This is a genomic window from Pseudomonas sp. KUIN-1 (genome assembly GCF_009176725.1).
Lineage (GTDB): Bacteria > Pseudomonadota > Gammaproteobacteria > Pseudomonadales > Pseudomonadaceae > Aquipseudomonas > Aquipseudomonas fragariae.
In genome coordinates this window covers 4,460,937-4,486,315 of record NZ_AP020337.1, presented here as the reverse complement: position 1 = coordinate 4,486,315, position 25,379 = coordinate 4,460,937, and the positions used below count along the sequence as shown (strand labels likewise).

Sequence of the window (25,379 nt, the reverse complement as noted above, 5' to 3'; positions counted from 1 at the left end):
TATGCCGTTCTGGACGCTCTGCGTCCTCTTGATGACGTAGAGCGTCTTCCACGCTTGAGCGTGGGAACGAGATTTGAGGGGGGATCCAGACGTGTGTACGCAGCAATCCGTGCTACTTCAGATTGCCGCTCAAGAACTGCTGCAAACGCTCGCTTTTCGGGTTGTAGAGGACTTCATCCGGATGGCCGGATTCTTCGATCTGGCCCTGGTGCAGGAATACCACCTGGCTCGCCACCTTGCGCGCAAAGCCCATTTCGTGGGTGACCAGAATCATTGTCCGGCCTTCTTCAGCCAGGCCTTGAATGACCTTCAGCACTTCACCGACCAGCTCCGGGTCCAGCGCGGATGTAGGCTCGTCGAAGAGCATGATTTCCGGCTCCATCGCCAGCGCACGGGCGATGGCAACGCGTTGCTGCTGACCACCGGAAAGAAACGCAGGATACTGATCGGCGACACGCTCCGGCAGACCGACCTTTTCCAGGTATTTGCGCGCGCGAGCCTCGGCTTCGGCCTTGGGCACGCCCAGCACCCGGCGCGGCGCCATGGTGATGTTTTCCAGCACGGTCATGTGCGCCCACAGGTTGAAGTGCTGAAACACCATCGCCAGCCGCGTGCGGATACGCTGCAGCTCATCCGGGTCGGCAACGCGCATACCGTCTTTGTCGCTGACCATGCGCACTTGCTTGCCATCCAGGCTCATCGCCCCGTCACTGGGTTGTTCGAGAAAATTGATGCAGCGCAAAAAGGTACTCTTGCCGGAGCCACTGGCGCCGATCAGACAGATGACGTCACCGCTGCTGGCCTTGAGCGATACGCCTTTGAGCACGTGGTTGTCGCCATAGCTTTTGTGCAGGCCATCGATGGTCAGTTTGTACATGACAGGTCCTCAAGGAGAAAGTAGATAGCCGCTGCGATAGGCGTGGGTACCGGCGATATGCGCAATGACCATGCCGGCAGTCGCCATGCGGCGCAGGGAACGCGCATACAGCAGGCCTGCGTTGAGGGCATGGATGCAGGTCACGGTGTCGCTGATCGGGTCGATGACCTCGGCAATCAGCTGGCCGGCTTCGACGTGTTCGCCGGGCATCGCGCAGAACACCAGCAGGCCGCCGACCGGCGTAGCCACCGGTTCGACCGCTGCCAGTGGCGTAGCGGGGTAGAGCAGTTCGGGCAGCGGCTGCAGATCGCCGTCAATGATGCCGGCATCGATCAGGTAATGAATGATCGCCTGACAGTCGCGGCTGGCCAGCGCATGGTTGACATCGCCTTGCCCGCGCAGCTCCAGGGTCACTGAAAAGCTGCCCATGGGCATCGGAAAGCGCTCGCCAAAGCGTTGCTGCAATTGCCACCAGACCAGGGTGAAGCACTCGTCGAACGACTGTCCGCCTGAGTCGGTCGCCAGCAGGCTGGCTTGCGCGCCCAGGTAGCGTGATAACGGTTCGACTTTCGGCCAGGCTTCGGGCGTGGTGTACAGGTGCTCGACCGACTCGAAATCACAATGCAGGTCCAGCACCATGTCGGCATCGCAGGCCAGGCGCTGCAGAGTCAGGCGCAGCGATTGCAACTGGGTGGTCGCCGGTACGGCATTCAGCGCCGCCAGCAGGCTGTTCCTTACCAGCGCGCGGTTGTGGTCTGCGTCGTTAGTCAGTCGGGTTTCGATGTCATCACCGACCTGAGTGCCGAGGTCGCTGAACCCGCGATTGAAGTTCTGCCCGCTTTCCAGCTCGTAGCGGCCCAGCGGGGTGTCCATCAGCACCTGTTCCAGACCGATCGGATTGGCGACGGGCACCACAACGATTTCGCCCAACAGACGACCGGCGTTTTCCAGTTCGGCCAGACGCTGCTTCAGGTACCAGGCCACCAGCATGCCCGGCAGCTCGTCGGCATGCAGCGATGCCTGGACATAGACTTTGCCGGCGCCGTTTTGCGGCCCGTAATGGAAGCTGTGGATTTGCCGGCCAGTGCCGGGCACTGGCGACAGCAAGTCATGGGTGTGATGGCGCATGTTCAGTCCTGATTAATGGGCCGGGCCGAGAAAGGCCAGCCAGCGGAGTTCGGCAAGGCGGAACAGCCCGACCAGAATGAACGTCACGGTCAGGTACATGACGGCGGCGATACCGAAGGACTGGAAGGTCATGAAGGTGGCGGAGTTGGCATCCCGCGCCACTTTCAGGATGTCCGGCACCGTGGCGGTAAAGGCCACGGTGGTCGAGTGCAGCATCAGGATCACTTCGTTGCTGTAATAAGGCAGAGAGCGGCGCAGCACTGACGGCATGATCACGTAGGCATAAAGCTTCCAGCCGGTCAGGCCGTAGGCCTTGGCCGCTTCGACTTCACCGTGGGCCATGCTGCGGATCGCCCCGGCAAAGATCTCCGTGGTGTAGGCGCAGGTGTTCAGGGTGAAGGCCAGGATCGTGCAGTTCATCGCATCGCGAAAGAACGCATCGAGCATCGGCTGTTCACGCACCGCGGCAAGGCTGTAAATGCCGGTGTAGCAGATCAGCAGCTGTATATAGAGGGGCGTGCCGCGAAACAGGTAGGTGTAGAACTGCACCGGCCAGCGCACCCAGCGGTTTCTCGACACCCGCGCAATCGACAGCGGGATCGACACGCAGAAGCCGATGGCGATGGAGGCGCTGAGCAGCCACATGGTCATCGCCAGGCCGGTGACGTTGACGCCATCTGTATAAAGGAAGGGTTTCCAGTATTCCTGCAGCAATTCGATCATCGCTGTGCCTCCCGGCTGCCTGCGGCGTAATACCGCTCAGCCCAACGCAGGGCGAAGTTCGAGGCGCTGGTGATCAGCAGGTAGATCAATGCTGCCAGCACCAGGAAATAGAACAGATGATAGGTGCTCTTGCCCGCATCCTGTGACGCCTTGACCAGATCGGCCAGGCCGATGATCGATACCAGCGCAGTCGCCTTGAGCAGCACCTGCCAGTTGTTGCCGATACCCGGCAGCGCGTAACGCATCATCTGCGGGAACACAACGTAACGAAAGCGCTGGCCGCGTTTCAATCCATAGGCCGTCGCTGCTTCCACCTGACCGCGAGGCACGGACAGAATCGCGCCGCGAAAGGTCTCGGTGAAGTACGCACCATAGATGAAGCCCAGAGTGATGACGCCTGCGCCGAACGGGTTGATCTCGATGTATTCCCATTCCATCGCGTCGGTCAGCATGGTGAGCCAGGTTTGCAGGCTGTAGAAAATCAGCAGCATCAACACCAGGTCCGGAACACCGCGGATCAGTGTCGTGTAAATTTGCGCCGGCACGCGCAGCAGCGCAGAGCTCGACAGTTTGGCGCTGGCCCCTATCAGTCCGAGCAAAATGCTCAGCGCAAGCGACAGCACAGCCAGTTTGACGGTCATCCAGGTGCCTTCCAGCAACAGCGGGCCAAAGCCCTTCAGGCTGAATGCCGAGAGTCCCAGGTTTTGCATGAGTGCATCGAGCATGGATAGGCCTTGTTACCAACAAAAACGCCCACCGATCGGGCGACGAATGATCGCCGAAATCGATGGGCGTCGGGGTGTTATTTACCGCTGTAGAGGTTCAGGTCGCCAAAGTGTTTTTTCTGGATTTCAGCGTAGGTGCCGTCTTTGTGCATCGCCTCGATGCCTTTGTCCAGCAACGCCTTGAGTTCCTTGTTGCCCTGGGCAATGCCGATGGCGGTTTTGGCTGGCAGCAGTTCGCTGTCGATAGGCTTGCTGACTTCGTAGTCAGCACCGGCTGGCGATTTCAGGAAGCCCAGTTCGGCCTGCAGCATGTCCTGGATCGAGGCGTCGAGACGGCCCGAGGTCAGGTCGGAGTAAACCTGATCCTGGTTGGCATAGGCCTTGGTGGAGATACCGGCCTTGTCCAGTACCGCCTTGGCGTAGGCTTCCTGAATGGTGCCTTGCTCATAGCCCACGGTCTTGCCTTTCAGGCTGGCCGGGTCGGCAGTAAAGCCTGCACCTTTCTTGAACACCAGCGAGGTCGGGCCGGAGAACAGCTCGTTGGAGAAGTCGATGACTTTTTCGCGAGCAGGGGTCACGGTCATCGAGGAGATAACGCCGTCGAATTTGCGTGCCTTGAGGCCGGGGATCATGCCGTCGAAGTCGCTTTCGACCCATTTGCATTTGACTTTCAGCTCTTTGCAGATTGCGTTGCCCAGATCGATATCGAAGCCGACCAGGCTGCCGTCGGCTGCTTTGGATTCGAACGGTGCATAAGATGGATCGACGCCGAAGCGCAGTTCCTTGTATTCCTTGGCCATGGTGTTACCGGCGGCGATGCACAGAGCCAGTGCAGAAAGAGTCAGCCATGCTTTTTTCATTGTTCAGTCCTTAAAACCTTAAATGGGGCGTTGGGAATACGCGAAGCGTGCTACCGGCAAGTGCCAGATAGGCATTGGTTAGCAATTTCCGAACCAGAGGAACGAACGTGCGTTTGAAATATAAGGGGTTGTCGCTATTTCATATATACGGCTGGCAATTGGCCGCCCATGCGCGCTTACAGGGTTGGTGTTCATCGCCCGGTCCTACGCAAGGTGCGGTGTCAGGTGATACAGAGCGGAAGATTGGTAACGAATCAGGAAGTTTCCTGCAGGGAGGCGGGATGATTCGTTCTCCGGTGTTTCAAAAAGGTGCACGCTATTTGGCGTGCGCCTTTTTGGTGCTCTAGTTCAGCAGGTCCTGCAGCGTCGCCAGACTGTCGGCTTCGGCGACGGGCTTGTCCTGGCGCCAGCGCAGCATGCGCGGGAAACGCACCGCGATGCCGCTCTTGTGGCGCTTCGACAGGGCGATGCCTTCAAAGCCCAGCTCGAACACCAGCGTCGGCGTTACGCTGCTGACCGGCCCGAATTTCTCCACCGTCGTCTTTCGAACGATGGCGTCGACCTTGCGCATTTCTTCATCGGTCAGCCCCGAGTAGGCCTTGGCGAACGGCACCAGCGTGCGTTCACTGGCTTCGGGCGGGCCATCCCATACCGCAAAGGTGTAGTCGCTGTACAGGCTGGCGCGTCGTCCGTGACCGCGTTGCGCGTAAATCAGCACGGCATCGACACTGAACGGGTCGATTTTCCATTTCCACCACACCCCCATGTCCTTGGTGCGACCGACGCCATACAGCGAGTCGCGAGCCTTGAGCATCATGCCCTCGACGCCCAGGCTGCGGGAGGCTTCGCGCTGGGTGGCCAGGTCGAGCCAATCCTTGCCGCTGAGCACCGGGGAGGGCATCAGCACCTCGCTCTTGCAGGTTTCGATCAAGGCTTCCAGTTGCGAGCGGCGTTCATGTTGCGGGCGGCTGCGCCAGTCATCGCCTTGCCACTCCAGCAGGTCATAGGCGAGCACCACGACCGGAACGTCGGCAAGAATCTTTTTGCCCAGCGTCTTCCGGCCTATGCGCTGTTGCAGCAGGGCGAACGGTTGGACCGAAGGCGCTGCCGCAGGAGCATCGCTGTTCAAGGCAAACTCCGCATCGGCATCGGGGTTCGCATCGGGGGCTTTCCAGACCACGATTTCGCCGTCGATCACCGTGCCGTCCGGCAGGCACTGCACCAGGCTGTGCAGCTCCGGAAAACGGTCGGTCACCAGTTCTTCGCCGCGTGACCAGATCCACAAGCGCCCGTCGCGTTTGACCAGTTGCGCGCGAATGCCGTCCCACTTCCATTCCACCTGCCAGTTCTGCGCCGGACCGAGCAACGCCTCAAACTGATCGGCGGGCTGTTGCAGGGAGTGGGCGAGAAAAAACGGGTAGGGCTGGCCGCCGCGTTGGGCGTGCTCATCCTCGGATTCCGGCGCGATCAGCTTCAAATAGCGTTCGGCGCTGGGCCTGTGCGATAGATCGGTGTAGCCCACCAGCCGTTGTGCGACGCGTTTGCTGTCGATATCTGCCAGCGCCGCCAGCGCACGGGTGACCAGCAGCTTCGACACGCCGACGCGGAAGCTGCCGGTGATCAGCTTGATGCAGACCATCAGACTGCTGCGGTCCAACTGCGACCAGAACATCGGCAGCCGCTCGGCAAGTTCTTCAGGCGGCAGGCCGCGCAATGGCAACAGCTTGTCTTCCATCCAGGTGGCCAGACCTTCGTCATTACTGTGGTCGGCCTGGGGCAGTAACAGCGACAGGGTTTCCGCCAGGTCGCCGACCGCCTGATAGCTCTCTTCGAACAGCCATTCCGGCAGACTTGCCAGGGTCATGGCCTGTTCGCGCAGTACACGGGTCGGCACCAGTTGCCGTGGGCGGCCGCCTGACAGAAAGTACACCGCCCAGGCGGCGTCCTCTGCTGCCGCCTTTTCGAAGTAGTCGCGCATTGCGGCGAGTTTGGCGTTGCTGGAAGTGGTCGCGTCCAGCTGTGCGTAGAGTTCAGCAAAGGCTTTCATGACTGAGCCTCACCCGTGCCTGCCGCCTCGGGTTCGCCGGCTGCCGGGTTGCTGTCTTCTTCATCGCCGTATTCGGTGCTGAAGCCCTGTGCGTCGAGACCCAGTTCACGCAGGTAACGCACCAGTATGCCGACCGAGCCGTGGGTCACCATGACGCGTTCGGCACCGGTCTGTTCGACAGCCCACAGCAGGCCCGGCCAGTCGGCGTGATCGGACAGCACAAAACCGCGGTCCACACCGCGCCGGCGTCGTGTGCCGCGCAGCATCATCCAGCCGCTGGCAAACGCATCGCTGTATTCGCCAAAGCGCTTCATCCAGCTGCTGCCGCCCGCTGAAGGCGGGGCGAGGATCAACGCCTGGCGCAGCGCGGGATCGGTCTTTTTGAAATCGCCGGCGTATTGGGTTTCCGGGATGTAGATGCCGCCCTCGCGATACACGCGGTTCAGCGGCTCGACGGCGCCGTGGACCAGAATCGGTCCGATCTGCGCGTCAATGCCGTGGAGGATGCGCTGGGCCTTGCCGAACGAGTAGGCGAACAACACGCTGGCCTTGCCCTGGGCTGCATTGGCACGCCACCACTGGTTGATACCTTCGAAGATCTGCGCCTGCGGCGCCCAGCGATAGATCGGCAGGCCGAAGGTCGATTCGGTGATAAAGGTATGGCAGCGCACCGGTTCGAAGGCCGCACAGGTGCCGTCCGGCTCGACTTTGTAATCGCCGGAAGCAACCCAGACCTCGCCTTGGTACTCCAGTCGCACTTGCGCCGACCCCAATACATGCCCGGCCGGATGCAGGCTCAGTTTCACCCCGTGATGGGTGATGGTTTCGCCGTACTCCAGAGTCTGCAGATTAATGTCCTGCCCAAGGCGCGAACGCAGAATACCCTCGCCACTGGCGGCTGACAGGTAATGCTCGTTGCCCGTGCGGGCATGATCGCCATGCGCATGGGTGATGACGGCGCGTTCGACAGGACGCCATGGATCGATATAGAAATCACCGGGTGGGCAGTACAAACCTTCGGGGCGCGCAACGACAAGATCCATGGGGCAACCGTATGGATGGGCTTGTTAGCTATGAGCCGGGAAGGATCTGGAAGTTCGGGGAGTTTGCGTGAGCGCTGCGGAGTGTGAGGCGCGACAGCAGGTGAATCAGGGCTCGACTCAAGGTCACCTTTTCGCCTCTGACTATCGTTCCCATGCTCCGCGTGGGAATGCCGTTCGTGACGCTCCGCGTCACACAGGGGTTCTGCGATGTCAGGTGGGTTGATGTTCGGCTCAGGTCACCTTTTCGCCCCTCGGCGACCTACTTTGATGGGGCCAAAGTAGGCAAACCCCCTCGCTCCGGTTTCCGGCCCGACTTCGTCGGGTTCCTTCGCCCTGTCACTGATCCGGGGGTCGCCGCAACGCGCCATCCATGGCGCGGTGCGGCTAGCCTGGCGTCCTGCCAGGCTACCCCCGGATCAGCGCCAGGACTCAGCCGTCACTTACGTCGCACTCTGCGTCGTCAGTGCCATCGCGACAGAAAAGCGCTTTTATGCACGATGGTGTTTCTCCCGGACATTGATGACTCAAGCCGAGCCTGAATCTCACTGAATCGCAGAACTGTGTGACGCGGAGCGTCACGAACTGCATTACCACGCTGGAGCGTGGGAACGATAGGTGTACTGAAGAACACCATCGTGCCCATGCTCCCTCTGCGTCCGGTTTTCGGCGCTTACTTGCCCGGCGTCAGCGTCAGGCGCTGTTTGCCGTAGCCCTTTTCGTAGTTCTGTTGTTGCACCGGAATCGACTGGTACTGGCCTTTCTGCCACGGCTCGATGCTGTTGGCGTAGTACGGGCTGGCCGGGTTGCCGGATTGGCCGGTGCTGATCAGGCCGGTCATCGGTTCGACCAGGCTGAAGTCTACGATCATGCGCAGACCCGGTGCCATGCGGGCGTCGAAGCCCTTGCCCCACTCGAAGCCGGATACGTTCAGCGTCGTGTGATCACCGCCCGTCGGCGTGGCGCCCCGGTTGAACTCGCCGCCACCCAACTGCTTGGCCAGCGGGCTGGTCGAGGCCCAGTTGTCACGGTGCAGCTTGCCCCATTGCCAGGCCTTGTGATCGCTGCCCAACAGGCTGTCGCCGCTGGTGATGGCGGCCGCCAGACTGCGCGCGAGGATGGCCGGTTTGTCTTCCTTCTGCGGGGTTTTGACGTCATCCCAATAGGGGCTGTCATCGCGACCCAGCAAGTGGTCGGCCTGTGGCGAGTAGGACGAACTGGCGTTGGCGACCAGTGCCTGCCAGGCAGGGCTGGTCTCCGGACCCAACTCATCAAGGAAAATCTGCTTGGCGCTTTCCTGCAGAAACAGCTCGTACAGCGCCGCATCAGCCGAGGTAGCACTGAGCTTGCCGTCAAACGCCATCAGGCGCGTGAACGCTTCACGGGCCTTGTTGCGATCGGCTTCGGGCAGGGCATCAACGGCCTGCTTGAGCGGCTTGCTCATGCCGGGCGCCTGAAACATGCTCTTGAGCTTGGCGGCGAACGTCGTGGTCTGGTCGTATTGCATGGCGATGGTGCTGCGCAGGTCCTGCTTGCCCCCGTTGGCCAGTTCGGCAATTCGCTCGGCGCGCTCCGGGTAGCCCCACGAGTTGGAGAGCTGCATGCCGTAGCCTTTCGGAATCGTGCGCTGATTGGCTGCGGCGAGCCAGCCTTGGCGCGGGTCCTGATCATAGGGATGAAGCATCGAGTCGGCAAAACCGTCCCAGTCGTACTTGCCATCCCAGCCCGGCGAAGGCAGCAGGCCCTGGCCTTCGCGGCGGTTCGGGAAGCGGCCAGTGACCTGCCAGCCAATGTTCGAGGCGTCGGCAAAGATCATGTTCAGGGTGATCGCCCGAATCTCGCGGCTGGTGTCGAAGGCTTTCTCGACGTTAGGTGCACGGGACAGATCGAAGAACGCATCCAGGCTCTTGTCGTCCTTGAAGTTCGGGACTTGCAGCGCCAGGCTCAAACCGTTGCCGGGCGGGGTTGCAGAGGCGTTGAGCAGCGCGCCGTGGCGGGTTTCGTACACGGTTTCACGCAGCGGGCTGCCGCCCTTGACCAGAAAGGTTTCCTGATGGGCCGTCGCTGGTAGCCATTTGCCGTCAACCATGTAGGAAACGCGGTTGCCTTCGCGCTTGATCTTCTCCAGAAACAGGTCCTGATTGTCGCCCTTGACGTTGCTCATGCTCCACGCGAGTTTGCCGTTGAAACCGCTGAGTACCAGTGGCATACCGGCGATGGTGACACCGGACACCTGGTATTTCGGTGCACGGATCTGCACGAAGCTCCAGGCAGAATTGAGCCCGGCAGGCAGTTGCATGTCACTGGCCAGCAGACTTTTGCCGTTGCGACTGCGTTGTGGCGCGATGGCCCAGTTGCTGGAGGCCGCGACGCCGAGCATGTTCAGGTCCGAGAGCTGCAGGGCGATCCTGTTCAGATCGCTCAGGCCGGTGACCTGATTGTTCAGGTTCAGGCCCTTGAGCTTGTCGGCTTCGGCAAATGGTAATTCTTCGTCAGGGTAGGTCGGCAGTAGCCAGGCGAGCTTGTCCGCGCTGACTTTCTGCGCCAGGACCAGCGCCGACAGCTCTTCCTGCAGGTTGACCGACAGGCTGAAGTTGAGCAGGCTGAAGATCAGCGCCGAGTCTTCCGGCTTCCAGTATTCCGGCTTGTAGCCCGAGCTGGCGATATCGGCAGGCAGCTTGTCGCGATAACGGAACAGGTAGGCGTTCACACCGCGCGCATAAACATCGAAGAAGCGTTTCAAACGCGGCGAAGCGGCGTTGTACAGGTCGCTGGCGTTCTGCTTGAGGTTGACCGAGCGCATCAGGCGGTCGACGTCCAGCGCATCCGCGCCGGCCATTTCCGACAAACGGCCCTGCGCCAGCAGGCGCATGCCGAGCATCTGACTGATTCGATCACCGGCATGAACGTAGCCCAGCGTGAACAGCGCATCGTGGTAGCTGCTGCTTTCTATCAGCGGCATGCCCATGTTGTTGCGGCGCACGGAAACGTTCTGCGCCAGCCCCTTGAGCGGGAACGTCCCGGAAACAGGCAGCACGGTCTCGGGATCGTTGCCGCCCAACTGGCAGCCGGCAAGGCTCAGGAAGCTCGCCGCAGCAGCGGCAGCGCCGAATCGGAGTAGAAAATGACGAAGGGCTGGCGAGGCCATGGGCAAGCTCCTGGAGGGGTAACGTACAAAAGTCGCTACGTTAGAGAGCAGGCAAGCCGCACGCAAGCGGCACGGACTAGTTTATTTCAGGATTTTGCAGAGGCTGGCCAGACGCCTCTTGCTCGCCACGCTCTGCGCCACATTGCAGCCATGGCTACATGCCTTGAAAGCATGCAGCACACTCAAATGAAAACGGCCTGCAATGCAGGCCGTCGTCAGAATGCTCCGCGCCTTACGCGCCGTGGCATTTCTTGAATTTCTTGTCGCTGCCGCACGGGCAGGGATCGTTACGACCGACATCCTTAAGGGTATTACGCACCGGCTCCTGGTGGGCATGACCGCAGTTCGGACCGTGTACATGGCCGTGCTGGTGGTCGTGGTGATCGTGGTCATGGTTGCAATCGGGGCCTGCACATGGTCTTGCTGGTTCATCGGTTTTACTCCGCAATTAAATCTGGCGCGCATTATCCCGTAAATCATGGCCAAGCAGTATCGGCATATTGCGATTCGCACAGCGCCATTTTTTAAGTATGCTTAGTTTCAGTCGAGCGTTTTTCAGCGTTCTTTATTCCCTTATGCAGAGCCGACTCATGACCCGACAGGAACGTATCGCCAGGGCAATCGCCGCCAGTGGCTTGAAGAAAGGTGAAATTGCCGCCCAGTGCGGCGTGGCCAACTCTGCCGTTACCCAATGGATCAGCGGGGAAAGCAAAAGCCTGCGGCCGGAAAACCTTTACGCACTGGCGCGGGCCACGGGCTTTCGTGCCGAATGGCTGGCGATTGGCGAGGGACCGGAAAAAGCGCCTGCCTTCGACGCCAACGTTGCGCTGATCGATCAGCCGGACATGTCTTTCCGTTATCCGGTGATCAGCTGGGTGTCGGCAGGCTCCTGGGAGGAAGCGGTTCAGCCTTACCCCGACGGTTTTTCCGACCGCTATGAAATCTCCGACTATGACTCCAAGGGGCCGGCGTTCTGGCTGGAGGTCAAGGGCGATTCGATGACCGCGCCCACTGGCGTCAGTGTGCCGGAAGGGATGATGATTCTGGTGGACACGGAGGCCGATGTGCAGCCCGGCAAGCTGGTGATCGCCAAGCTGCCCGCCAGCAACGAGGCGACGTTCAAGAAGCTGGTCGAGGACGGCGGCACACGCTACCTGAAGCCCTTGAACCCGGCGTACAAAATGATCGAGTGCGGTGCCGACTGTCGCATTATCGGCGTTGCGGTGAGGATGACCGGCAAGCTGTAAGCCTTGTTTGACAAGGCGTGCGGGCGTTTTCACCGAAAATGCTCGTCAGGAAACGTCCTACGAAATGCTTGCGAGGTTCCTACAGCTGGAATACTGTATTTATATACAGTTATGCCTCGGAGGCTGTCATGGCTGGCAATGATAATGGATCGGCAGGCAGGTCTTCCTACGAGCAGATCGGCAAGCGCATTCAACGGCTGGTATCCGCGCCCAATGTTCAAAAGACCCAGTGGGTCATCGTCGCCCGTCGTGATGATGAGCCCGTGGACAGCTGGAACGTGGTGCTGCAGGAAATCGAAGAGACCGAAGGGATCGAGATTGACCGTCAGCCAGACGGTTCGGTAAGGATCGGCTGGCAGCGCTACATCGATAACTGACCTCAAGCCTCCGTTGCTCTCCCGATAGCCCGGTGGGTTGATGGTGCACGTTTGCCTGTGATTTTAAGCATGCTTAATTTTTAGTTTTTTGAACGGTGCCGGCGCCGCGGCAATCCCCCGGCAGGTCCCCCAGTGTCTGAATTTTTCTGTGTTCGTGAACGGCTGTATTTCTTGAACGGAGTCAGAAGTGATGGATATCTTGAATGGTTTGGCAGACCGAGGCGAATGGCTGGTAGCCGGTCTGGTGGGTGCGATCATTTCTGGCTGGTGGCATAAGGCAGGTCTGCTTGACTGGCGTGCCTGGCTGGTTTTTCTGGTGACCGGTGTGGCCTGTGCGGTGTTCCTCACCGGCATCGCCAGTGATTACCTTGGCATCGCAGATCCGCGCAACACCACGGGCGTGGGGTTTCTGCTGGGCTCGTTCGGTGGTGCGCTGATCAGTGCCGTCAACCGGGCATTGTGGGCCGCGGACATCTGGAAGTTTCTTCTGGAACTGATCAAGGGCAAGCTAGGCGGATAGGCTGAATGATCATCGGCGCTGGATCAGGTCTTGCGGCAGCACATCGCCTGATGTGCCGACGCGGACGTTGTGCCTGAACACGATTCCGGTCTTGAGCTTGCCGTCCAGCTGATAATGGATCAGCTCATCAGGTTTTTTCAGCAGTTGAGCGATGTACCGTGCGTAGCGCCAGAGGTTGGTGCGAATCGGCACCACGAAGGTTTTGCGGCTATTACCGTCGACGACAAACCAGTCGCTGAACGTGTCATCGACAAGGACCATGTCATTGAGGGTGATCTTGTACTTCAGGCCACGCACCAGCAAGCTGTCTTCGTTGGGGTTATCAACTTCGAAGTACAGCTTGAAATCCTGCTGTGTCAGCCTCGCCTTGACCACCTGGACCTTCAGCAAATGCACTTCCGGTTCCTGAGCGCGGTCAAAGCTCAGGAGCGAGCATCCGCTGAGCCCGAACAGGATCAACGCAAGGCTTATGATTCTTGTAATGTGCGCCTGAAAAGACATGGATGTGCTCCCTTTGACACCTGAGTCTACCAACTCGACGGTCGAGGGCAACGCGCTTGTTGCGCTGTCTGACGCTACGCCATACTTTTACTGACGTGCATATTGGTGTCTTCTTCCATGAATCTCTACGAAATTGTCTTCAGCGCCGAACTGGTCGCTGGAGCACAACCCGAGAAGGTAAGGGCTAACCTTGGCAAGCTGTTCAATGCAGATGCCGAACGTCTGGACCTGCTGTTCTCGGGGCGCCGACTGGTTCTGAAAAACAATCTCGACGCGGCAACCGCAGAGAAATACCGCGCCACCCTCGAGCGCGCAGGCGCGCTGGTGCGTGTGCTGGAAATGAACACGCCACCGCCCATGGAAGAGGTCGAACTGGCGCCACCGCCCGACGCACCGAACTGGTTGCGCAAAGCCTCGGTAAGTCCGGGGCGTTTGCAGATCAAACCGCGCGACGCTTACATGGCGGCTTTTGTGGACGTCGATGCGCCGGATTACTCGGTCGCAGAAGCGGGCGTCGAGTTGCTGCCCGGCAAGCCTCAGCCTGTTGCGCCGCTGCTGGATCTCTCGCGTTTGAGCCTGGCCCCGCTGGGCAGCGACATGGGCCAGGTCGAAAAAGCCGAGGCGCAGGAGGCGCCCGATACGTCGCACCTGAAGATCATCCCGGAATGATGCTGCCAGTCAGCTGATTCCTGAAACGGAATTATTTTCAATCAGCCCTGTTACTTTCGAGCGTTCGTCCGGCTAACAGGCATTGAGAAGTATTCCATCAGGAGTTGCCCGATGTCCCGTTCGTTAGACACCCTTCTGCGTCCCAGTCTGTTGGCCGTGGCGATCGCCCTGTGCACGCCTCTGACCAGCCCGCTGTCGATGGCGGCGCAGCAGGCCAGCGTGGTTGCCTATGATCTGCCCGCAGGCCCGATGGCCACTACGCTGAATCAGATCTCCAGCCAGGGTGGCCTGGCATTGAGTCTTGCCCCGGCGCTGGTCGCCGGCAAGACCAGCTCGGCGGTGAAAGGCAATTTCGATGCGGCCACGGCCTTACGCGAGGCTCTGCGTGGCAGCGGCCTGCAACTGGTGCAGAGCAGCGCCGGGACGTACACGCTGATGGTCATGGAACAGAACGCCTTGAACCTGTCGGACGTGAACATCAACGCCAACAGCACGCCCCTCGAAGGCTCGGAAGCCGCAGGTTATCGCAGCGAGAACGTCAGCAGTGTCGGCGCGCTGGGTGGCATGCGGCTGCAGGACGCGCCTTATTCCATCAGCGTAACGCCTCAGGCGCTGCTGAAAAACATCCAGGCCACCTCGCTGGACGATGTCATCAAGCACAACCCGTTCACCCAGATGTACTCGCCGACCAGCGCCGGTTATGCCAGTGCCGTCAACATTCGAGGCTTCAGCAGCGCGGGCAGCCTGAACATCGCCAATGATGGCCTGCGTTTCACCAACGGTGCCGACGGCAGCAACTACATGGAAGAGATGGAGCAGTTGGAAGTCATCACCGGTCTGACCGGCTTCCTGTATGGTCCGGCCTCGCCGGGCGGGCTGGTCAATTACGTGCTCAAGCGCCCGACCTATCAACGCTACAACAGCGTCACCCTGGGCAATGCCGGGGGTGAGAATTACTACCTGCATGGTGACTTCGGCGGGCCGATCGACAGCGAGGGCAAATTCGCCTATCGCCTCAATGTGCTGACTCAGGATGGCGAAACCGCTGTCGATCTGAACAAGCGTCGCCGCGAGATGATTTCCCTGGCGCTGGACTGGAACGTGTCCGACGACCTGCTGGTGCAGTTCGACGCCTCGCACAAGAAGACCGAAATTCGCGGCCTGACCAGTTACTGGTATTTCGGTGACCAATCCCTGCGCCCCGGCGCGGCATCGCTGGACAACGACAAGCTCTACAGCCAGAAGTGGTCGTTTTCCGATTACGAGTCCGACAAGGCCGGCGTGCGTGCCAAGTGGCGCTTGAACGACACGTTCACCTTGCGCGCGGCCTTCGCTGCCCAGCAGTACACCTCGGAGAACACCTACACCGGGCCGACGGTCTACAGCGCGGGCCTTTACTCGCAGCCGCTGTATGCCTTCGCGCCGATTGAAACCGAAGAAAAGACCGGTTCGCTGTTCCTCGATGCGGCGTTCGATACCGGCTTTATCGGTCACAAGGTCACTGTGGGCTATCAGGGCAATACCTCACGGCAGAAACAGTACGAGGATCACATTCCGTACACGCCCGATCAGCCAGGCCCGCAATACACCTCGCCGGTGGGCACGATACCGCTGGACCAGACGCCTCAGGTCGGTAAACCGTCTTACTCCATCGGGCATGGCGACCAGCGCCTGGCCAACAGTTCGGAAAGCAATAACGTCCTGATCGGTGACGTCATTACTTTCAATGAGCAGTGGTCGGCGATCCTGGGTGTGACCAACACACAGATCAAAACCTACGCCAACGAGTTCGTCTACGCCAAGGCGTTCGGTTCCGCCGAAACCGAGACCACCTACAACGAGAGCAAGACCTCGCCGAACATCTCGCTGGTCTATAAACCGCTGCCGTGGCTGACCACCTACGCGACGTATATAGAAGGCCTGCAATCGGGCGGCGTCGCGCCTGGCGGCACCGCCAATGCCGGCCAGGCGTTTGCGCCTGAAATCAGCGAACAATACGAAATCGGTGCCAAGGCGACACTGGGCGAAACCCTGCTGACCCTGGCGCTGTTCAACATCGAGAAGCCCAACGGCTACACCACAGGCGCGAACATCTACGTCGTGGACGGACGTCAGGAGAACAACGGCCTGGAATTCAGCGTCACCGGCAAGGTCATCCCGGAACTGACCGTGGTGGGCGGCTTTACCTTGCTCGACCCGAAAATCAAGAAAACCGGTGTCGCAGCGGATGAAGGCAACGTACCAACCAACGTCGCCAAGCAACTGGCCAAGGTCTATGCCGAATACGACATCAACCCTGTACCAGGCCTGGCCATGACCGGCGGGGCGTTCTACACCGGCAAGCAATACACCGATCAAAGCAACGAAAACGACCTGCCGTCCTTCACCACCTTCGACGCCGGAGCCCGCTACCGCCTGCGCCTTGCAGAAAACGACCTGACCCTGCGCGTCAACGTCAGCAACCTGACCAACAAAGAATACTGGCTCAACAGCAGCTACCTGGGCGACCCACGCACCGTCGCGTTTTCGGCGCAATTGGAGTTTTAAGGCGAGCCACACCCACCTGATAACGCAGACCGCCGTGTGACGCAGAGCGTCACGAACGGCATTCCCACGCGGAGCATGGGAACGATAGTCAGAGGCGAAAAGGTGACCTGAGTCGAGCCCCAATCCACCTGACAGCGCAGAAGCGCCGTGTGACGCGGAGCGTCACGAACTGCATTCCCACGCGGTGGACTGCCCCCAAGAAGTTGGACACCAATCCGACCTAATGGGGGTGTTCAAATGGCCAAGTATTCAGAGCAATTCAAACTCACCGTCGTCAAAGCGTACCTTGAAGGCAACATCGGCTTTCGCAAGGTGGCCAGCCAGTTCTCGATCGATTTCAGCCTGCTTCGACGCTGGGTCGCCAATTACAAGAGCCATGGGCACACAGGCCATCGCAAGCCTGGTCTTCGGTACAGTAAAGCCTTCAAACGCTCAGTGCTTGAGCACAAGCGCGAGCATGGGCTGTCGCTTCGCCAGACCGCAGCGCATTTTGGTATTGGTGATCCTGGCCAAATAGTCATTTGGGAACAGCAGCATTACAGTGACGGTCTAGCCCCGCGCGTTCCCACGAGAAGAAAGCCTGCTGCCATGCCCAAGAAGCCTTATCCCACCGAACCCGTAACCGCTGACGATACGCACAAGACACGCGACCAGTTAATGGCCGAGCTTGAATACCTGCGCATGGAGAACGCTTACCTAAAAAAGTTGGAAGAGTTGAAGGAGCAGCAACGACGGCAAAAGAAAAAGCCCTGATCGTCAAACAACTGAGGAACCGGTTTCCGATGTGCGCCCTTCTGACGCTGGCGGGCCTGGCGCGCAGCACGTTTTACTATCAGGCTCAGGTGCAATCCAGACCCGATCCAGATGCAGCTCTGAAGCAGGAGATAGAGCGTGTTTATCACGAGGAGAGAGGTCTTTATGGGGCTCGGCGTATCACGGCGGTCATTCGCAACTCAGGCACGTTGGTCAACAAGAAGGTTGTGGAGCGATTGATGGCTGAACTGGGCCTCAGATCAGTTGTGCGACCCAAGAAGTACCGCTCCTATAAGGGCACCGTCGGGAAAATTGCGCCGAATTTGCTGGAGCGCAAGTTCACGGCGCAACGCCCGAACCAGAAATGGGTGACCGATGTGACCGAGTTTAAAGTGGCCAATCGAAAGCTGTATCTCTCGCCCGTGATGGACCTGTACAACGGTGAGATCGTGGCGTACGAAGTGTCTACCAGGCCGTGCTTCGAGCTGGTCACCAATATGCTGGACAAGGCTCTCCAGCAGTTGCAGGACGAGCCGAAGCTTGTGATGCACTCGGATCAGGGCTGGCAGTATCAACACGCGCAGTACCGTCAGAAACTGGCGGTAAAGGGTGTAAAGCAAAGCATGTCTCGTAAGGGAAATTGCCTGGATAATGCCGCAATGGAAAGCTTCTTTGGTACGCTGAAGTCCGAGTTTTTCTATTTGAAACGATTTGAAAGCATAGAAGAGCTGAAGGCAGGTCTGGATGAGTACATCCGCTACTACAACCATGACCGCATCAAGCTGAAGCTAAACGGCTTGAGCCCCGTAAAATACAGGGCTCAGGCGGCGAGCTAAAACTGTCCAACTTTCGGGGGGCAGTCCACGGAGCATGGGAACGATAGTCGAACGCGGAGTTCTGGACGCTCAGGCAAAGAGCCGCAACTCACTCCACATAAGCCGAACAGCATTTCTTGAACTTCTGCTCACTGCCACACGGACACGCATCATTACGCCCAGCCTTCAACGGCACGGTTGAGTCGATAAAATACCAGCGCCCCTGATTCTGCACGAACGACGAACGCTCCCTATGACTGTGCTCACCATTGCCATCGTGCCAGCGAGCGGTAAAGGTCACGAACGCATGCTCCGGCTTGCCGCCGAACACCTCCGAGCTTTCTACCTCCAGACCCAGCCAGGTGCTCTGCGCACTCCACTGAGCGATGGCCTCACGGTCCAGACCGCCTTGCTGCACCGGCAAAGTAGTCTGCACCAGGTAGTCGGTCAGCCCCAGCACATAGGCGCTGTAGCGCGAGCGCATCAGCTTTTCCGCGCCGGGTGCAGGCTGACCTGCGTGATAGCGACCGCAGCAGGCCAACAACAGATCGCCGCTGCCGCAGGGGCAAATGGCACTACTCATAGGTCACCACCAATACTTTCCAAAATTCTCCGGGTTGGCCCAGTACTTCGCGTTCAGCCAGTCGGGCACCTGTTTGTACTCACGCAAGTCGTACGTAAACAGGTTCAGCACCTGCTCGTCGCGGGCGAAGCGTTCGCTGCATTGCAGCGCCAGCGAGAAAAAATCGGTCTCCTGCCAACCGCAGGCCTGCAAATCGGCAAGCACCGCGATGCGGCTGGCGTTGAGGTTGCGGATGCCACCCAGCAGTTCCAGGCCAGTGCGCTTGGGGATGTGTTCCAGACAATCGACCACCAGCGCCAGATCGAAACGTTGCGCCGCCAGATGGGCAGGCAGCGCACCGGGTTCGGCCAGCGCCACCTCGGTCTGCGGGTGGGCCTCCTGAAAGGCTTGCAACGCCGGGAACGCCTGAGCGCCGATCAACAGCAGGCGGTGCGGCGCACAGCGATCGAGCAGGGCGGCCAGCGCTTGTTGGGGCGTACGGTTCGAGTAGCCGACGGTCATTGAAAGTCCTCTGGTTGACGAACAAGACTAGCCTGCCGGGCCGGCTCTGAACAGCCGTCAGTCCAAGGCCGGTGTCCACAGATGCACGACAACGATCTATGCTTGATCTTTTTCAACACACCGCTGGCATATTCGGCGTACAGCACGTCTACTGTGCGGCGACGAAAAGCATGCGAAGACTGCAATTTCGTAACGGATCATGACAAGGGGTGGGCAGGCAATGAAGGTGTTTTGGGGGCTGGGAAAGATATTGATGCTGGGCTTCTGGCTGGTGGTGCTGGTCAACGCGGTGATTGAGGCGCCCAGCCCGTTTGGCGTGATGATCGACATGGCCGGCGCGGTACTGCTGTTGACTCATTTGCTGGAACTGATCCTGTTCAACGGCAGCCTGCGCGGTCGCCGGCTTCCGTGGCGCGACCGGGGCAAAATCATCCTGTTCGGCATCTTTCACGTTCAATCCATCGGCCGTCCGGTCAGGGGACACACTCATGCGTAAGCTCGTTCTGCTGGCAGCATTGTTCAGCCCTCTGGCCATGGCCCAGGCAATTATCGTTGCTCCGCACTCGCTGATGCGTCTGCCTGGCAACAGCAGCGTTCTGCAGGTCGAGCGCCTTGAAGTGGCCGACTACGGCACTCTGCTGATCCCGGCCGGTATCGATGATGTGAAGATTGGCGAGCTGGTGCTGGGGCACGAAGCGCGAATTGCCATCGTCCCTGGTGTGCAGGCGTTCAACATGGTCGTGCTGCACGGTGAGTTCGGCACCGGCAGCCAGATCACCGCACGGGGCGCGCCGGGTACGTTCGAGAAACCGGCACGGCCTGGACGCAACCTGACCCTGCGCCTGCAGAGCCTGGATGCTGAAGAACTGTCGATTGACGCCCGCGGTGGTGCAGGCAGCCCAGGCTATGCCGGGCTGGACGGCGGCACGGGCGAAGACCCTGGTTGCACCTGGGGCCGGGCCGGGCGTGGTTATAACGGCGACAGCGGCGGCAATGGCCACGATGGTGCTGCGGGCGCGCAGGTTCGTCTCGAATTGCCACAGAGCTATCCGGCCGAACGCATCAAGGTGAATGTCGCGGGTGGCGCAGCGGGCAAGGCTGGCGAAGGCGGCAAGGCAGGCAAGGGCGGTGCGTCCAAGGGCTGTATCGTCTACCGCGCTGAAGGCGGCAAGGCTGGCAGACAGGGTGAGCCCGGTCTGCCAGGTGCTCCAGGACCGGCAGGCGCGTTGATCCTGCAACGTCTGTAATCTGCGAGATGTCCGGATCAGGTGCAAGGCCATGATCCGGACAGTCGCGAATCGCTTCACATCATATTATTGCGGTACGCCTTTTTCCCAATTCTTCCAGTCGCCGACAATCGCCTGCACCAGCGGGTTACCGGTGCGGTAAAGGTTTTCCAGCGCCGGGACGAAGGCACCCTGATCGGCGTACTTGAGCAGGTTGTCCACTTCGCTGTAACCCGGATACGGACGATCGAAGTCGGAGCCTGCACGCACGACAGCCAGGCGATTGACATCGACCTTGCCGGCCTTGCTGGCTCGCAACAGAGCCTCGTAGGTGGAGTTATCCTCCTGCTGAGTGGTGCAATACTCGCCTTTACCGTCGGTCAGCAGCTTGGTCCAGACTTCCGCACGCTCGCTCAGACGCGTCCCGGAAAACCAGGTATTGCCCGCCAGCGTGTCGCACTGCGTGACCTGCGGCGGCTGGTTGGCCGGCGCATAAGGGTATTTGACGCGCCACGCGGCTGATTCCTTGCTCTCGCTGAGCGTCACCTTGTGCGACAGGGCAAACGCCTTGGCCTGCAGCTTGGGGTTGAGCTCGAAGACTTCGGTCTTGTAATCCAGTGGCGGCTTCTCGTTCGGGCCCTTGGTGTTGATGCCCAGATAACCGGTCGGCCATTCCTTGGGCACATCGCGGGAGTCGATTTCCCACTGCGTGCCGAACTCCACCAGATAATGCGCCCAGGCCGTGGTGCCGAGTGTGCCGCGGTGCGGGTTGATGCCGGCAATGCCCGCGACAATGAAGTACGTCTTGCGCAGGTCGAATTGCGGCGACAGGGCCAGCGCCAGGGTCGATGCCGCAGCGTTGGTCTGGCCCATGCCGGTGACCAGCAGGCACACGTCCTGATCATTGCAGCGTATGGCCGGGTACTCGGCGGCAAGGCCGGGCACCTGGATTTCCTTGGTCAGGTGCAGCCGGTCGATCCAGTTCTGTGCTTCGGGCGCAAACATCGCGATCAGCATGACCTTGGGTGTGACCGGTGCCACCGGTGCGGTAGCCGCCCAGACAGCCGGGCTGAGCAGTGCCAGCGTGGCGCAGAGCGTGTTGCGAGTGGTGTGTTTCATGAAAACTCCTGTCGTCATAATAAGGTTCAGAACTGGTAACCCACGCCTGCGTAATAGCCCCAGCCATCGGAGCGCGCGCGAAAGTTGCCATCGCCGAAGTTCAGCTCGCTGCCGTCCTGCCAGTTGCCGCCGTTGTGGAAGTAGCGGCCAACCAGGGTGAAGCGCAGGTGCGTGAAGGCATAAAGCAGCACATTGGTGGCGACCGTGGAGTTGCCGGTGCGTGCCGGATCGTTCTTGAGGTCCGAGCCGAAATCGAAGTTGGTGAAGCCGATGTAGGTCAGCGACGCACCGTTATCGAAGGTGCTGATCGGTACGATGTATTTGAGCTGCGCGCGGTAGCCGTCCCACGAGTACTCGTTGCTGGCGCCGTAGTTCTCCCACTGGTAGCGGCCATAGAAGTTGGCTGACAGATTGACCCGCGAGTGGGTATCGATGTCAGTGCCCAGGCCGCTGTACAGGGTGTTGGCCCGGTTGGCCGTATTGCTGCCGTGGTCATAGATCCAGTCGAAGGCGACGTACCATTCCTTGAATGGGCCGATGGCCAGGCTGCGTCCGGCGAGGTAGTCGATCGAGACGCGTGGCTCGTGCTCCATGAACAGCGGCGAGCCGTGGTCCCAGACGCCTTTGTCATTATCATTGCCGATGCCGAGGATCTTCGGCACGTCGACATAGCCATACAGCTCGAACGGCCCTTTGCGGCCGAAGTATTCGTACTCCAGGTAGATGTCATCGTTGGGCTTGGGGCCGAAGCTGATGTCCTTGCTGCCGATAAGCGTCAGGTCCTGGTTGAACCAGTCTGAAAAATACGCGCCTTTACCTTCCTTGGGCGAGGCGGGCGGGCTGAGTGCTTCGCCTTGCGCCGAGTCTTCGGCAGTGGCGGGTGCTGCCAGGACGCTTGTATAGGGCAGCGCCGCGGCGGCGGCGAACAGCAGAGGCATGAGAAATCTTGAGGGCATTGCGGGTCGGGTGAATGGCGGCTGTGGCATTGAAGCTCCTTTTCGTGGGCGCGTACTGCTGATCGCAAGCGTTTGCACAGCCCATGCCAAACTGTTTCAAGATGTTGAATGCCTTGGATATCAAGTGCAGAAGATGACCGATCGGGCAGGAAAACGCCCGCAAGCTGTGCGCGGTGTCACCGCCAGTGCCCCGTGATGTTCCGTTTTACCTCAAAGGCCCGGACGAGCAGCGGCGAGCATGACCACGGCCAGACCAATAATCAGGTTGATGCCGACCAGGCTGCGGATATTGCCCAGTGCTGCCGCGCCCTCGGCCCACTGTTCGGCTTCCACGGCGCGACGCAGCTCAGGCAACTGCAATGACTGGATACGCAAAAACAGCGCAACCATGACGACGTACAGGCCCATCATGATCTGCACATAACGCGGTGCGGTTTCAAAGCCGGTGAAGTTGAGCTGAATCATGCCGATGCCGGTTATCGGCAGCAGCACCACCGCAGCCCAGACCCAGGCGAAGAAGCGCGGAAATACCTGGACCCACACTTTCAGGCGAGAAGGGCCTTCAAGTGCTGCAATGACTGCCGGGCGCAACACCATCCAGGCGAAAAACATGCCGCCAACCCACACCAGGGCAGCCAGCAGATGCAACGTATAGACAGTAGAAAAAGCGGTCATCGGACACTCCGTTCTGCGCGGATGGATTTAGCGCGCTATGATAGCGCCCACTCAGAACTACTGAAAATTTATCCAGCCTTTTTAGCCGTGCCCCCGAACCGAAGCCAATGATCAGTACCGAACTCAAAACCCAGATCCAGGGCGCTTACTCGCGTTTCCTCGAAGCCAAGAGCCTCAAGCCACGCTATGGCCAGCGATTGATGATCGCTGAAGTCGCCAAGGTGCTGGGGGACATTGACACCGATGAAGAGGGCCGTCGTTCGGGCGATCCTGCGGTAGTGGCCGTCGAAGCCGGGACGGGTACCGGCAAGACCGTGGCTTACGCCATCGCCTCGATCCCCACCGCCAAGGCGGCAGGCAAGCGGCTGGTGATCGCCACCGCGACCGTCGCCCTGCAGGAGCAGATCGTCTACAAGGACCTGCCGGACCTGATGCGCAACAGCGGTCTGAATTTTACCTTCGCCCTGGCCAAGGGGCGCGGGCGTTACATGTGCCTGTCCAAGCTCGACGCATTGCTGCAGGAAAGTGACGCGACCAACGCGACCGCGCAGCTGTTCGAGGAAGAAGGCTTCAAGATCGAAGTCGATGAGGCCAGCCAGAAGCTTTTCACCAGCATGTTGCAGAAGCTGGCGGGCAACAAGTGGGACGGCGATCGCGACAGCTGGCCACAGGAACTCGCCGATCAGGACTGGGCGCGTCTGACCACCGATCACAGCCAGTGCACCAACCGGCACTGCCCCAACTTTCAGCAGTGCGCCTTCTATAAGGCGCGTGAAGGCATGGGCAAGGTCGATGTGATCGTCACCAACCACGACATGGTGCTGGCCGACCTGGCACTGGGCGGCGGTGCGGTGCTGCCGGACCCGCGTGACACCCTGTATGTCTTCGACGAAGGTCATCACCTGCCGGACAAAGCCATCGGCCACTTTGCCCACTACACCCGATTGAAGTCGACCGCCGACTGGCTGGAACAGACCGCCAAGAACCTCGCCAAACTGCTGGCCCAGCATCCGCTGCCCGGCGATCTGGGCAAGCTGATCGAGCAGGTGCCGGAGCTGGCTCGCGAGATCAAGGGCCATCAGCAGTTCATGTTCGGTGCCTGCGAGCAACTGGCGGATTTCCGCGCCGGTGAAGACATGCAGGGCCGCGAGCGCCCACGTCACCGCTTTGTCGGCGGCGTGATTCCCGAGCACATTCGCGAGATGGGCATCGAGCTCAAGAAGGGCTTCGCGCGCCTCGACGACCTGTTCACGCGCCTGACCGAGCTGCTCAAGGAAGGCATGGACGGTGAGGTCAACATCGGCATCGCCAGCCATCAGGCCGAAGAGTGGTATCCGCTGTTCGGCAGCCTGCTGGCTCGCGCGCATGGCAACTGGGAATTGTGGACAGCCTTCACCGCCGAAGACCCGGAAGACAGCCCGCCAATGGCGCGCTGGCTGACCCTGGCCGACAGCGGTGCAATGTTCGATATCGAGGTCAATGCCAGCCCGATCCTGGCGGCGGAAATGCTGCGTCGCAACTTGTGGAACATCGCCTACGGAGCGCTGGTCACCTCGGCGACCCTGACCGCGCTGGGCAAGTTCGACCGCTATCGCATGCGCGCCGGCCTGCCCAAGGGGGCGGTGACCGCGGTGGTGCCAAGCCCGTTCCATCACGCTGATGCCGGCGTGCTGCGCGTACCCGACCTCAAGGCCGACCCGCGTGACTCGGTGGCGCATACCGCCGCGATCATTCGCGACCTGCCCGGTCTGGTGGAAGGTTCGCGGGGCACGCTGGTGCTGTATTCGTCGCGCAAGCAGATGCAGGATGTGTTCGACGGTCTGGACCGTGACTGGCGCAAGCAGGTGTTCATTCAGGGCAACCTGTCCAAACAGGAAACCCTCAACAAGCACAAGGCACGCGTCGACAGCGGCGAGTCCAGCGTACTGTTCGGGCTGGCCAGCTTCGCCGAGGGTGTGGATTTGCCCGGTGCCTACTGCGAACACGTGGTCATCGCCAAGATCCCGTTCGCGGTGCCGGATGACCCGGTCGAGGCCGCGCTGGCCGAGTGGATCGAAGCGCGTGGCGGCAACCCGTTCATGGAGATCGCCGTGCCCGATGCCTCGTTGCGTCTGGTGCAGGCCTGTGGCCGCTTGCTGCGCACCGAAGAGGACCGCGGCACCATCACGCTGCTGGACCGGCGGGTGGTCACCCAGCGCTATGGCAAGGCGATTCTCAATGCGCTGCCACCGTTCCGCCGGGAAATAACGTGAGCCAAAGATGAAGAGCGTTTCACATCTGTTCCCAAAGCGCTCGATCACTGAAACAATACGGGCCGTTTAGCCTGTCGTCGGGCTCATGTT

Annotated in this window: 23 protein-coding genes and 1 pseudogene; 9 read left to right on the top strand and 15 right to left on the bottom strand. The window is 60.2% G+C overall.

Features of this window, described 5'->3' with window-relative positions; genetic code table 11:
* Nucleotides 1-112 precede the first annotated feature (112 nt).
* From KUIN1_RS20105 to KUIN1_RS20055, 9 genes and pseudogenes are all read right to left on the bottom strand, one after another.
* Nucleotides 113-877: an ABC transporter ATP-binding protein gene (locus KUIN1_RS20105; protein WP_152092228.1), complete on the bottom strand. Its 765-nt coding sequence runs from the start codon at nt 875-877 to the stop codon at nt 113-115.
* A gap of 9 nt (nt 878-886) precedes the next feature.
* The gene (locus KUIN1_RS20100; RefSeq protein WP_024660072.1) at nt 887-2,005 is read right to left on the bottom strand and encodes a succinylglutamate desuccinylase/aspartoacylase family protein; all 1,119 of its coding nucleotides are present in this window, start codon (nt 2,003-2,005) and stop codon (nt 887-889) included.
* Between the two features lie 12 nt (nt 2,006-2,017).
* Nucleotides 2,018-2,728 carry an ABC transporter permease gene (locus KUIN1_RS20095; RefSeq protein WP_152092227.1) on the bottom strand — a complete coding sequence of 237 codons (711 nt, stop codon included), beginning with the start codon at nt 2,726-2,728 and terminating at the stop codon, nt 2,018-2,020.
* The gene (locus tag KUIN1_RS20090) at nt 2,725-3,453 is read right to left on the bottom strand and encodes an ABC transporter permease (protein WP_152092226.1); all 729 of its coding nucleotides are present in this window, start codon (nt 3,451-3,453) and stop codon (nt 2,725-2,727) included. Before KUIN1_RS20090 ends, KUIN1_RS20095 begins: the two co-directional genes overlap by 4 nt.
* 77 nt (nt 3,454-3,530) lie before the next feature.
* Complete coding sequence (locus KUIN1_RS20085; protein WP_003402298.1) at nt 3,531-4,313, bottom strand: transporter substrate-binding domain-containing protein; 783 nt, start codon at nt 4,311-4,313, stop codon at nt 3,531-3,533.
* Between the two features lie 343 nt (nt 4,314-4,656).
* A complete protein-coding gene (locus tag KUIN1_RS20080) occupies nt 4,657-6,360 on the bottom strand; it encodes an ATP-dependent DNA ligase (RefSeq protein WP_111522725.1) in 1,704 nt (567 codons plus the stop codon).
* The gene (locus tag KUIN1_RS20075) at nt 6,357-7,403 is read right to left on the bottom strand and encodes a ligase-associated DNA damage response exonuclease (protein WP_003402302.1); all 1,047 of its coding nucleotides are present in this window, start codon (nt 7,401-7,403) and stop codon (nt 6,357-6,359) included. The genes KUIN1_RS20080 and KUIN1_RS20075 overlap by 4 nt, the downstream gene beginning before the upstream one ends.
* 670 nt (nt 7,404-8,073) lie before the next feature.
* A complete protein-coding gene (locus KUIN1_RS20060) occupies nt 8,074-10,548 on the bottom strand; it encodes a penicillin acylase family protein (protein ID WP_152092225.1) in 2,475 nt (824 codons plus the stop codon).
* Nucleotides 10,549-10,780: 232 nt separating this feature from the next.
* Nucleotides 10,781-10,980: pseudogene (locus tag KUIN1_RS20055) on the bottom strand (SEC-C metal-binding domain-containing protein).
* A gap of 158 nt (nt 10,981-11,138) precedes the next feature.
* Here KUIN1_RS20055 and KUIN1_RS20050 point away from each other — a divergent pair.
* From KUIN1_RS20050 to KUIN1_RS20040, 3 genes are all read left to right on the top strand, one after another.
* Nucleotides 11,139-11,795 carry a LexA family protein gene (locus tag KUIN1_RS20050; protein WP_003402307.1) on the top strand — a complete coding sequence of 219 codons (657 nt, stop codon included), beginning with the start codon at nt 11,139-11,141 and terminating at the stop codon, nt 11,793-11,795.
* A 128-nt stretch (nt 11,796-11,923) separates the two neighbouring features.
* The gene (locus KUIN1_RS20045; protein ID WP_003402309.1) at nt 11,924-12,172 is read left to right on the top strand and encodes a DUF1654 domain-containing protein; all 249 of its coding nucleotides are present in this window, start codon (nt 11,924-11,926) and stop codon (nt 12,170-12,172) included.
* A gap of 190 nt (nt 12,173-12,362) precedes the next feature.
* Entirely contained in the window at nt 12,363-12,692 is a 330-nt protein-coding gene (locus KUIN1_RS20040; protein ID WP_003402310.1) for a hypothetical protein, read from the top strand.
* 9 nt (nt 12,693-12,701) lie between these two features.
* On the opposite strand, the gene KUIN1_RS20035 is transcribed toward KUIN1_RS20040, so the two are convergent.
* Nucleotides 12,702-13,193 carry an LEA type 2 family protein gene (locus KUIN1_RS20035; RefSeq protein ID WP_003402312.1) on the bottom strand — a complete coding sequence of 164 codons (492 nt, stop codon included), beginning with the start codon at nt 13,191-13,193 and terminating at the stop codon, nt 12,702-12,704.
* A 117-nt stretch (nt 13,194-13,310) separates the two neighbouring features.
* Between KUIN1_RS20035 and KUIN1_RS20030 the strand changes: the two genes are divergently transcribed.
* From KUIN1_RS20030 to KUIN1_RS20020, 3 genes are all read left to right on the top strand, one after another.
* Nucleotides 13,311-13,862 carry a hypothetical protein gene (locus tag KUIN1_RS20030; RefSeq protein ID WP_003402313.1) on the top strand — a complete coding sequence of 184 codons (552 nt, stop codon included), beginning with the start codon at nt 13,311-13,313 and terminating at the stop codon, nt 13,860-13,862.
* 111 nt (nt 13,863-13,973) lie between these two features.
* Nucleotides 13,974-16,409 (top strand): TonB-dependent receptor, encoded by a 2,436-nt coding sequence (locus KUIN1_RS20025; protein WP_152092223.1) that lies wholly within the window; start codon nt 13,974-13,976, stop codon nt 16,407-16,409.
* A 237-nt stretch (nt 16,410-16,646) separates the two neighbouring features.
* Nucleotides 16,647-17,998, top strand: a protein-coding gene (locus KUIN1_RS20020; protein WP_116892774.1) for an IS3 family transposase whose coding sequence is annotated in 2 segments (ribosomal slippage) — nt 16,647-17,106 and nt 17,106-17,998 — 1,353 coding nt in all. Because the reading frame shifts where the segments join, the coding sequence is not laid out codon by codon here.
* An 88-nt stretch (nt 17,999-18,086) separates the two neighbouring features.
* On the opposite strand, the gene KUIN1_RS20015 is transcribed toward KUIN1_RS20020, so the two are convergent.
* Together KUIN1_RS20015 and KUIN1_RS20010 are read right to left on the bottom strand one after the other, a co-directional pair.
* Nucleotides 18,087-18,560 carry a YchJ family protein gene (locus KUIN1_RS20015; RefSeq protein WP_011268706.1) on the bottom strand — a complete coding sequence of 158 codons (474 nt, stop codon included), beginning with the start codon at nt 18,558-18,560 and terminating at the stop codon, nt 18,087-18,089.
* A 3-nt stretch (nt 18,561-18,563) separates the two neighbouring features.
* The gene (locus tag KUIN1_RS20010; RefSeq protein ID WP_152092222.1) at nt 18,564-19,061 is read right to left on the bottom strand and encodes a DUF6231 family protein; all 498 of its coding nucleotides are present in this window, start codon (nt 19,059-19,061) and stop codon (nt 18,564-18,566) included.
* 220 nt (nt 19,062-19,281) lie between these two features.
* On the opposite strand from KUIN1_RS20010, the gene KUIN1_RS20005 reads away from it, so the two are divergent.
* Both KUIN1_RS20005 and KUIN1_RS20000 read left to right on the top strand, forming a co-directional pair.
* Nucleotides 19,282-19,557: a DUF1145 domain-containing protein gene (locus tag KUIN1_RS20005; RefSeq protein ID WP_152092221.1), complete on the top strand. Its 276-nt coding sequence runs from the start codon at nt 19,282-19,284 to the stop codon at nt 19,555-19,557.
* Nucleotides 19,550-20,308, top strand: a complete 759-nt coding sequence (locus KUIN1_RS20000) for a hypothetical protein (protein ID WP_024641631.1) — start codon at nt 19,550-19,552, stop codon at nt 20,306-20,308. The genes KUIN1_RS20005 and KUIN1_RS20000 overlap by 8 nt, the downstream gene beginning before the upstream one ends.
* Nucleotides 20,309-20,374: 66 nt before the next feature.
* On the opposite strand, the gene KUIN1_RS19995 is transcribed toward KUIN1_RS20000, so the two are convergent.
* From KUIN1_RS19995 to KUIN1_RS19985, 3 genes are all read right to left on the bottom strand, one after another.
* A complete protein-coding gene (locus KUIN1_RS19995; protein ID WP_024661129.1) occupies nt 20,375-21,406 on the bottom strand; it encodes a purine-nucleoside phosphorylase in 1,032 nt (343 codons plus the stop codon).
* Nucleotides 21,407-21,432: 26 nt separating this feature from the next.
* Complete coding sequence (locus KUIN1_RS19990; protein WP_152092220.1) at nt 21,433-22,392, bottom strand: nucleoside-specific channel-forming protein Tsx; 960 nt, start codon at nt 22,390-22,392, stop codon at nt 21,433-21,435.
* A 180-nt stretch (nt 22,393-22,572) separates the two neighbouring features.
* Nucleotides 22,573-23,037, bottom strand: a complete 465-nt coding sequence (locus KUIN1_RS19985; RefSeq protein ID WP_003402333.1) for a CopD family protein — start codon at nt 23,035-23,037, stop codon at nt 22,573-22,575.
* A gap of 107 nt (nt 23,038-23,144) precedes the next feature.
* Here KUIN1_RS19985 and dinG point away from each other — a divergent pair, with 107 nt between their 5' ends.
* On the top strand, nt 23,145-25,289 hold the full coding sequence (dinG, locus tag KUIN1_RS19980) for an ATP-dependent DNA helicase DinG (RefSeq protein WP_003402334.1): 2,145 nt from the start codon (nt 23,145-23,147) through the stop codon (nt 25,287-25,289).
* Nucleotides 25,290-25,379: the final 90 nt, after the last annotated feature.

Bases quoted from the DNA above. Each gene is read 5' to 3' on its own strand.
- KUIN1_RS20105 (WP_152092228.1), bottom strand. From the start codon at position 877: ATGTACAAACTGACCATCGATGGCCTGCACAAAAGCTATGGCGACAAC.
- KUIN1_RS20100 (WP_024660072.1), bottom strand. From the start codon at position 2,005: ATGCGCCATCACACCCATGACTTGCTGTCGCCAGTGCCCGGCACTGGC.
- KUIN1_RS20095 (WP_152092227.1), bottom strand. From the start codon at position 2,728: ATGATCGAATTGCTGCAGGAATACTGGAAACCCTTCCTTTATACAGAT.
- KUIN1_RS20090 (WP_152092226.1), bottom strand. From the start codon at position 3,453: ATGCTCGATGCACTCATGCAAAACCTGGGACTCTCGGCATTCAGCCTG.
- KUIN1_RS20085 (WP_003402298.1), bottom strand. From the start codon at position 4,313: ATGAAAAAAGCATGGCTGACTCTTTCTGCACTGGCTCTGTGCATCGCC.
- KUIN1_RS20080 (WP_111522725.1), bottom strand. From the start codon at position 6,360: ATGAAAGCCTTTGCTGAACTCTACGCACAGCTGGACGCGACCACTTCC.
- KUIN1_RS20075 (WP_003402302.1), bottom strand. From the start codon at position 7,403: ATGGATCTTGTCGTTGCGCGCCCCGAAGGTTTGTACTGCCCACCCGGT.
- KUIN1_RS20060 (WP_152092225.1), bottom strand. From the start codon at position 10,548: ATGGCCTCGCCAGCCCTTCGTCATTTTCTACTCCGATTCGGCGCTGCC.
- KUIN1_RS20050 (WP_003402307.1), top strand. From the start codon at position 11,139: ATGACCCGACAGGAACGTATCGCCAGGGCAATCGCCGCCAGTGGCTTG.
- KUIN1_RS20045 (WP_003402309.1), top strand. From the start codon at position 11,924: ATGGCTGGCAATGATAATGGATCGGCAGGCAGGTCTTCCTACGAGCAG.
- KUIN1_RS20040 (WP_003402310.1), top strand. From the start codon at position 12,363: ATGGATATCTTGAATGGTTTGGCAGACCGAGGCGAATGGCTGGTAGCC.
- KUIN1_RS20035 (WP_003402312.1), bottom strand. From the start codon at position 13,193: ATGTCTTTTCAGGCGCACATTACAAGAATCATAAGCCTTGCGTTGATC.
- KUIN1_RS20030 (WP_003402313.1), top strand. From the start codon at position 13,311: ATGAATCTCTACGAAATTGTCTTCAGCGCCGAACTGGTCGCTGGAGCA.
- KUIN1_RS20025 (WP_152092223.1), top strand. From the start codon at position 13,974: ATGTCCCGTTCGTTAGACACCCTTCTGCGTCCCAGTCTGTTGGCCGTG.
- KUIN1_RS20015 (WP_011268706.1), bottom strand. From the start codon at position 18,560: ATGAGTAGTGCCATTTGCCCCTGCGGCAGCGGCGATCTGTTGTTGGCC.
- KUIN1_RS20010 (WP_152092222.1), bottom strand. From the start codon at position 19,061: ATGACCGTCGGCTACTCGAACCGTACGCCCCAACAAGCGCTGGCCGCC.
- KUIN1_RS20005 (WP_152092221.1), top strand. From the start codon at position 19,282: ATGAAGGTGTTTTGGGGGCTGGGAAAGATATTGATGCTGGGCTTCTGG.
- KUIN1_RS20000 (WP_024641631.1), top strand. From the start codon at position 19,550: ATGCGTAAGCTCGTTCTGCTGGCAGCATTGTTCAGCCCTCTGGCCATG.
- KUIN1_RS19995 (WP_024661129.1), bottom strand. From the start codon at position 21,406: ATGAAACACACCACTCGCAACACGCTCTGCGCCACGCTGGCACTGCTC.
- KUIN1_RS19990 (WP_152092220.1), bottom strand. From the start codon at position 22,392: ATGCCACAGCCGCCATTCACCCGACCCGCAATGCCCTCAAGATTTCTC.
- KUIN1_RS19985 (WP_003402333.1), bottom strand. From the start codon at position 23,037: ATGACCGCTTTTTCTACTGTCTATACGTTGCATCTGCTGGCTGCCCTG.
- dinG (WP_003402334.1), top strand. From the start codon at position 23,145: ATGATCAGTACCGAACTCAAAACCCAGATCCAGGGCGCTTACTCGCGT.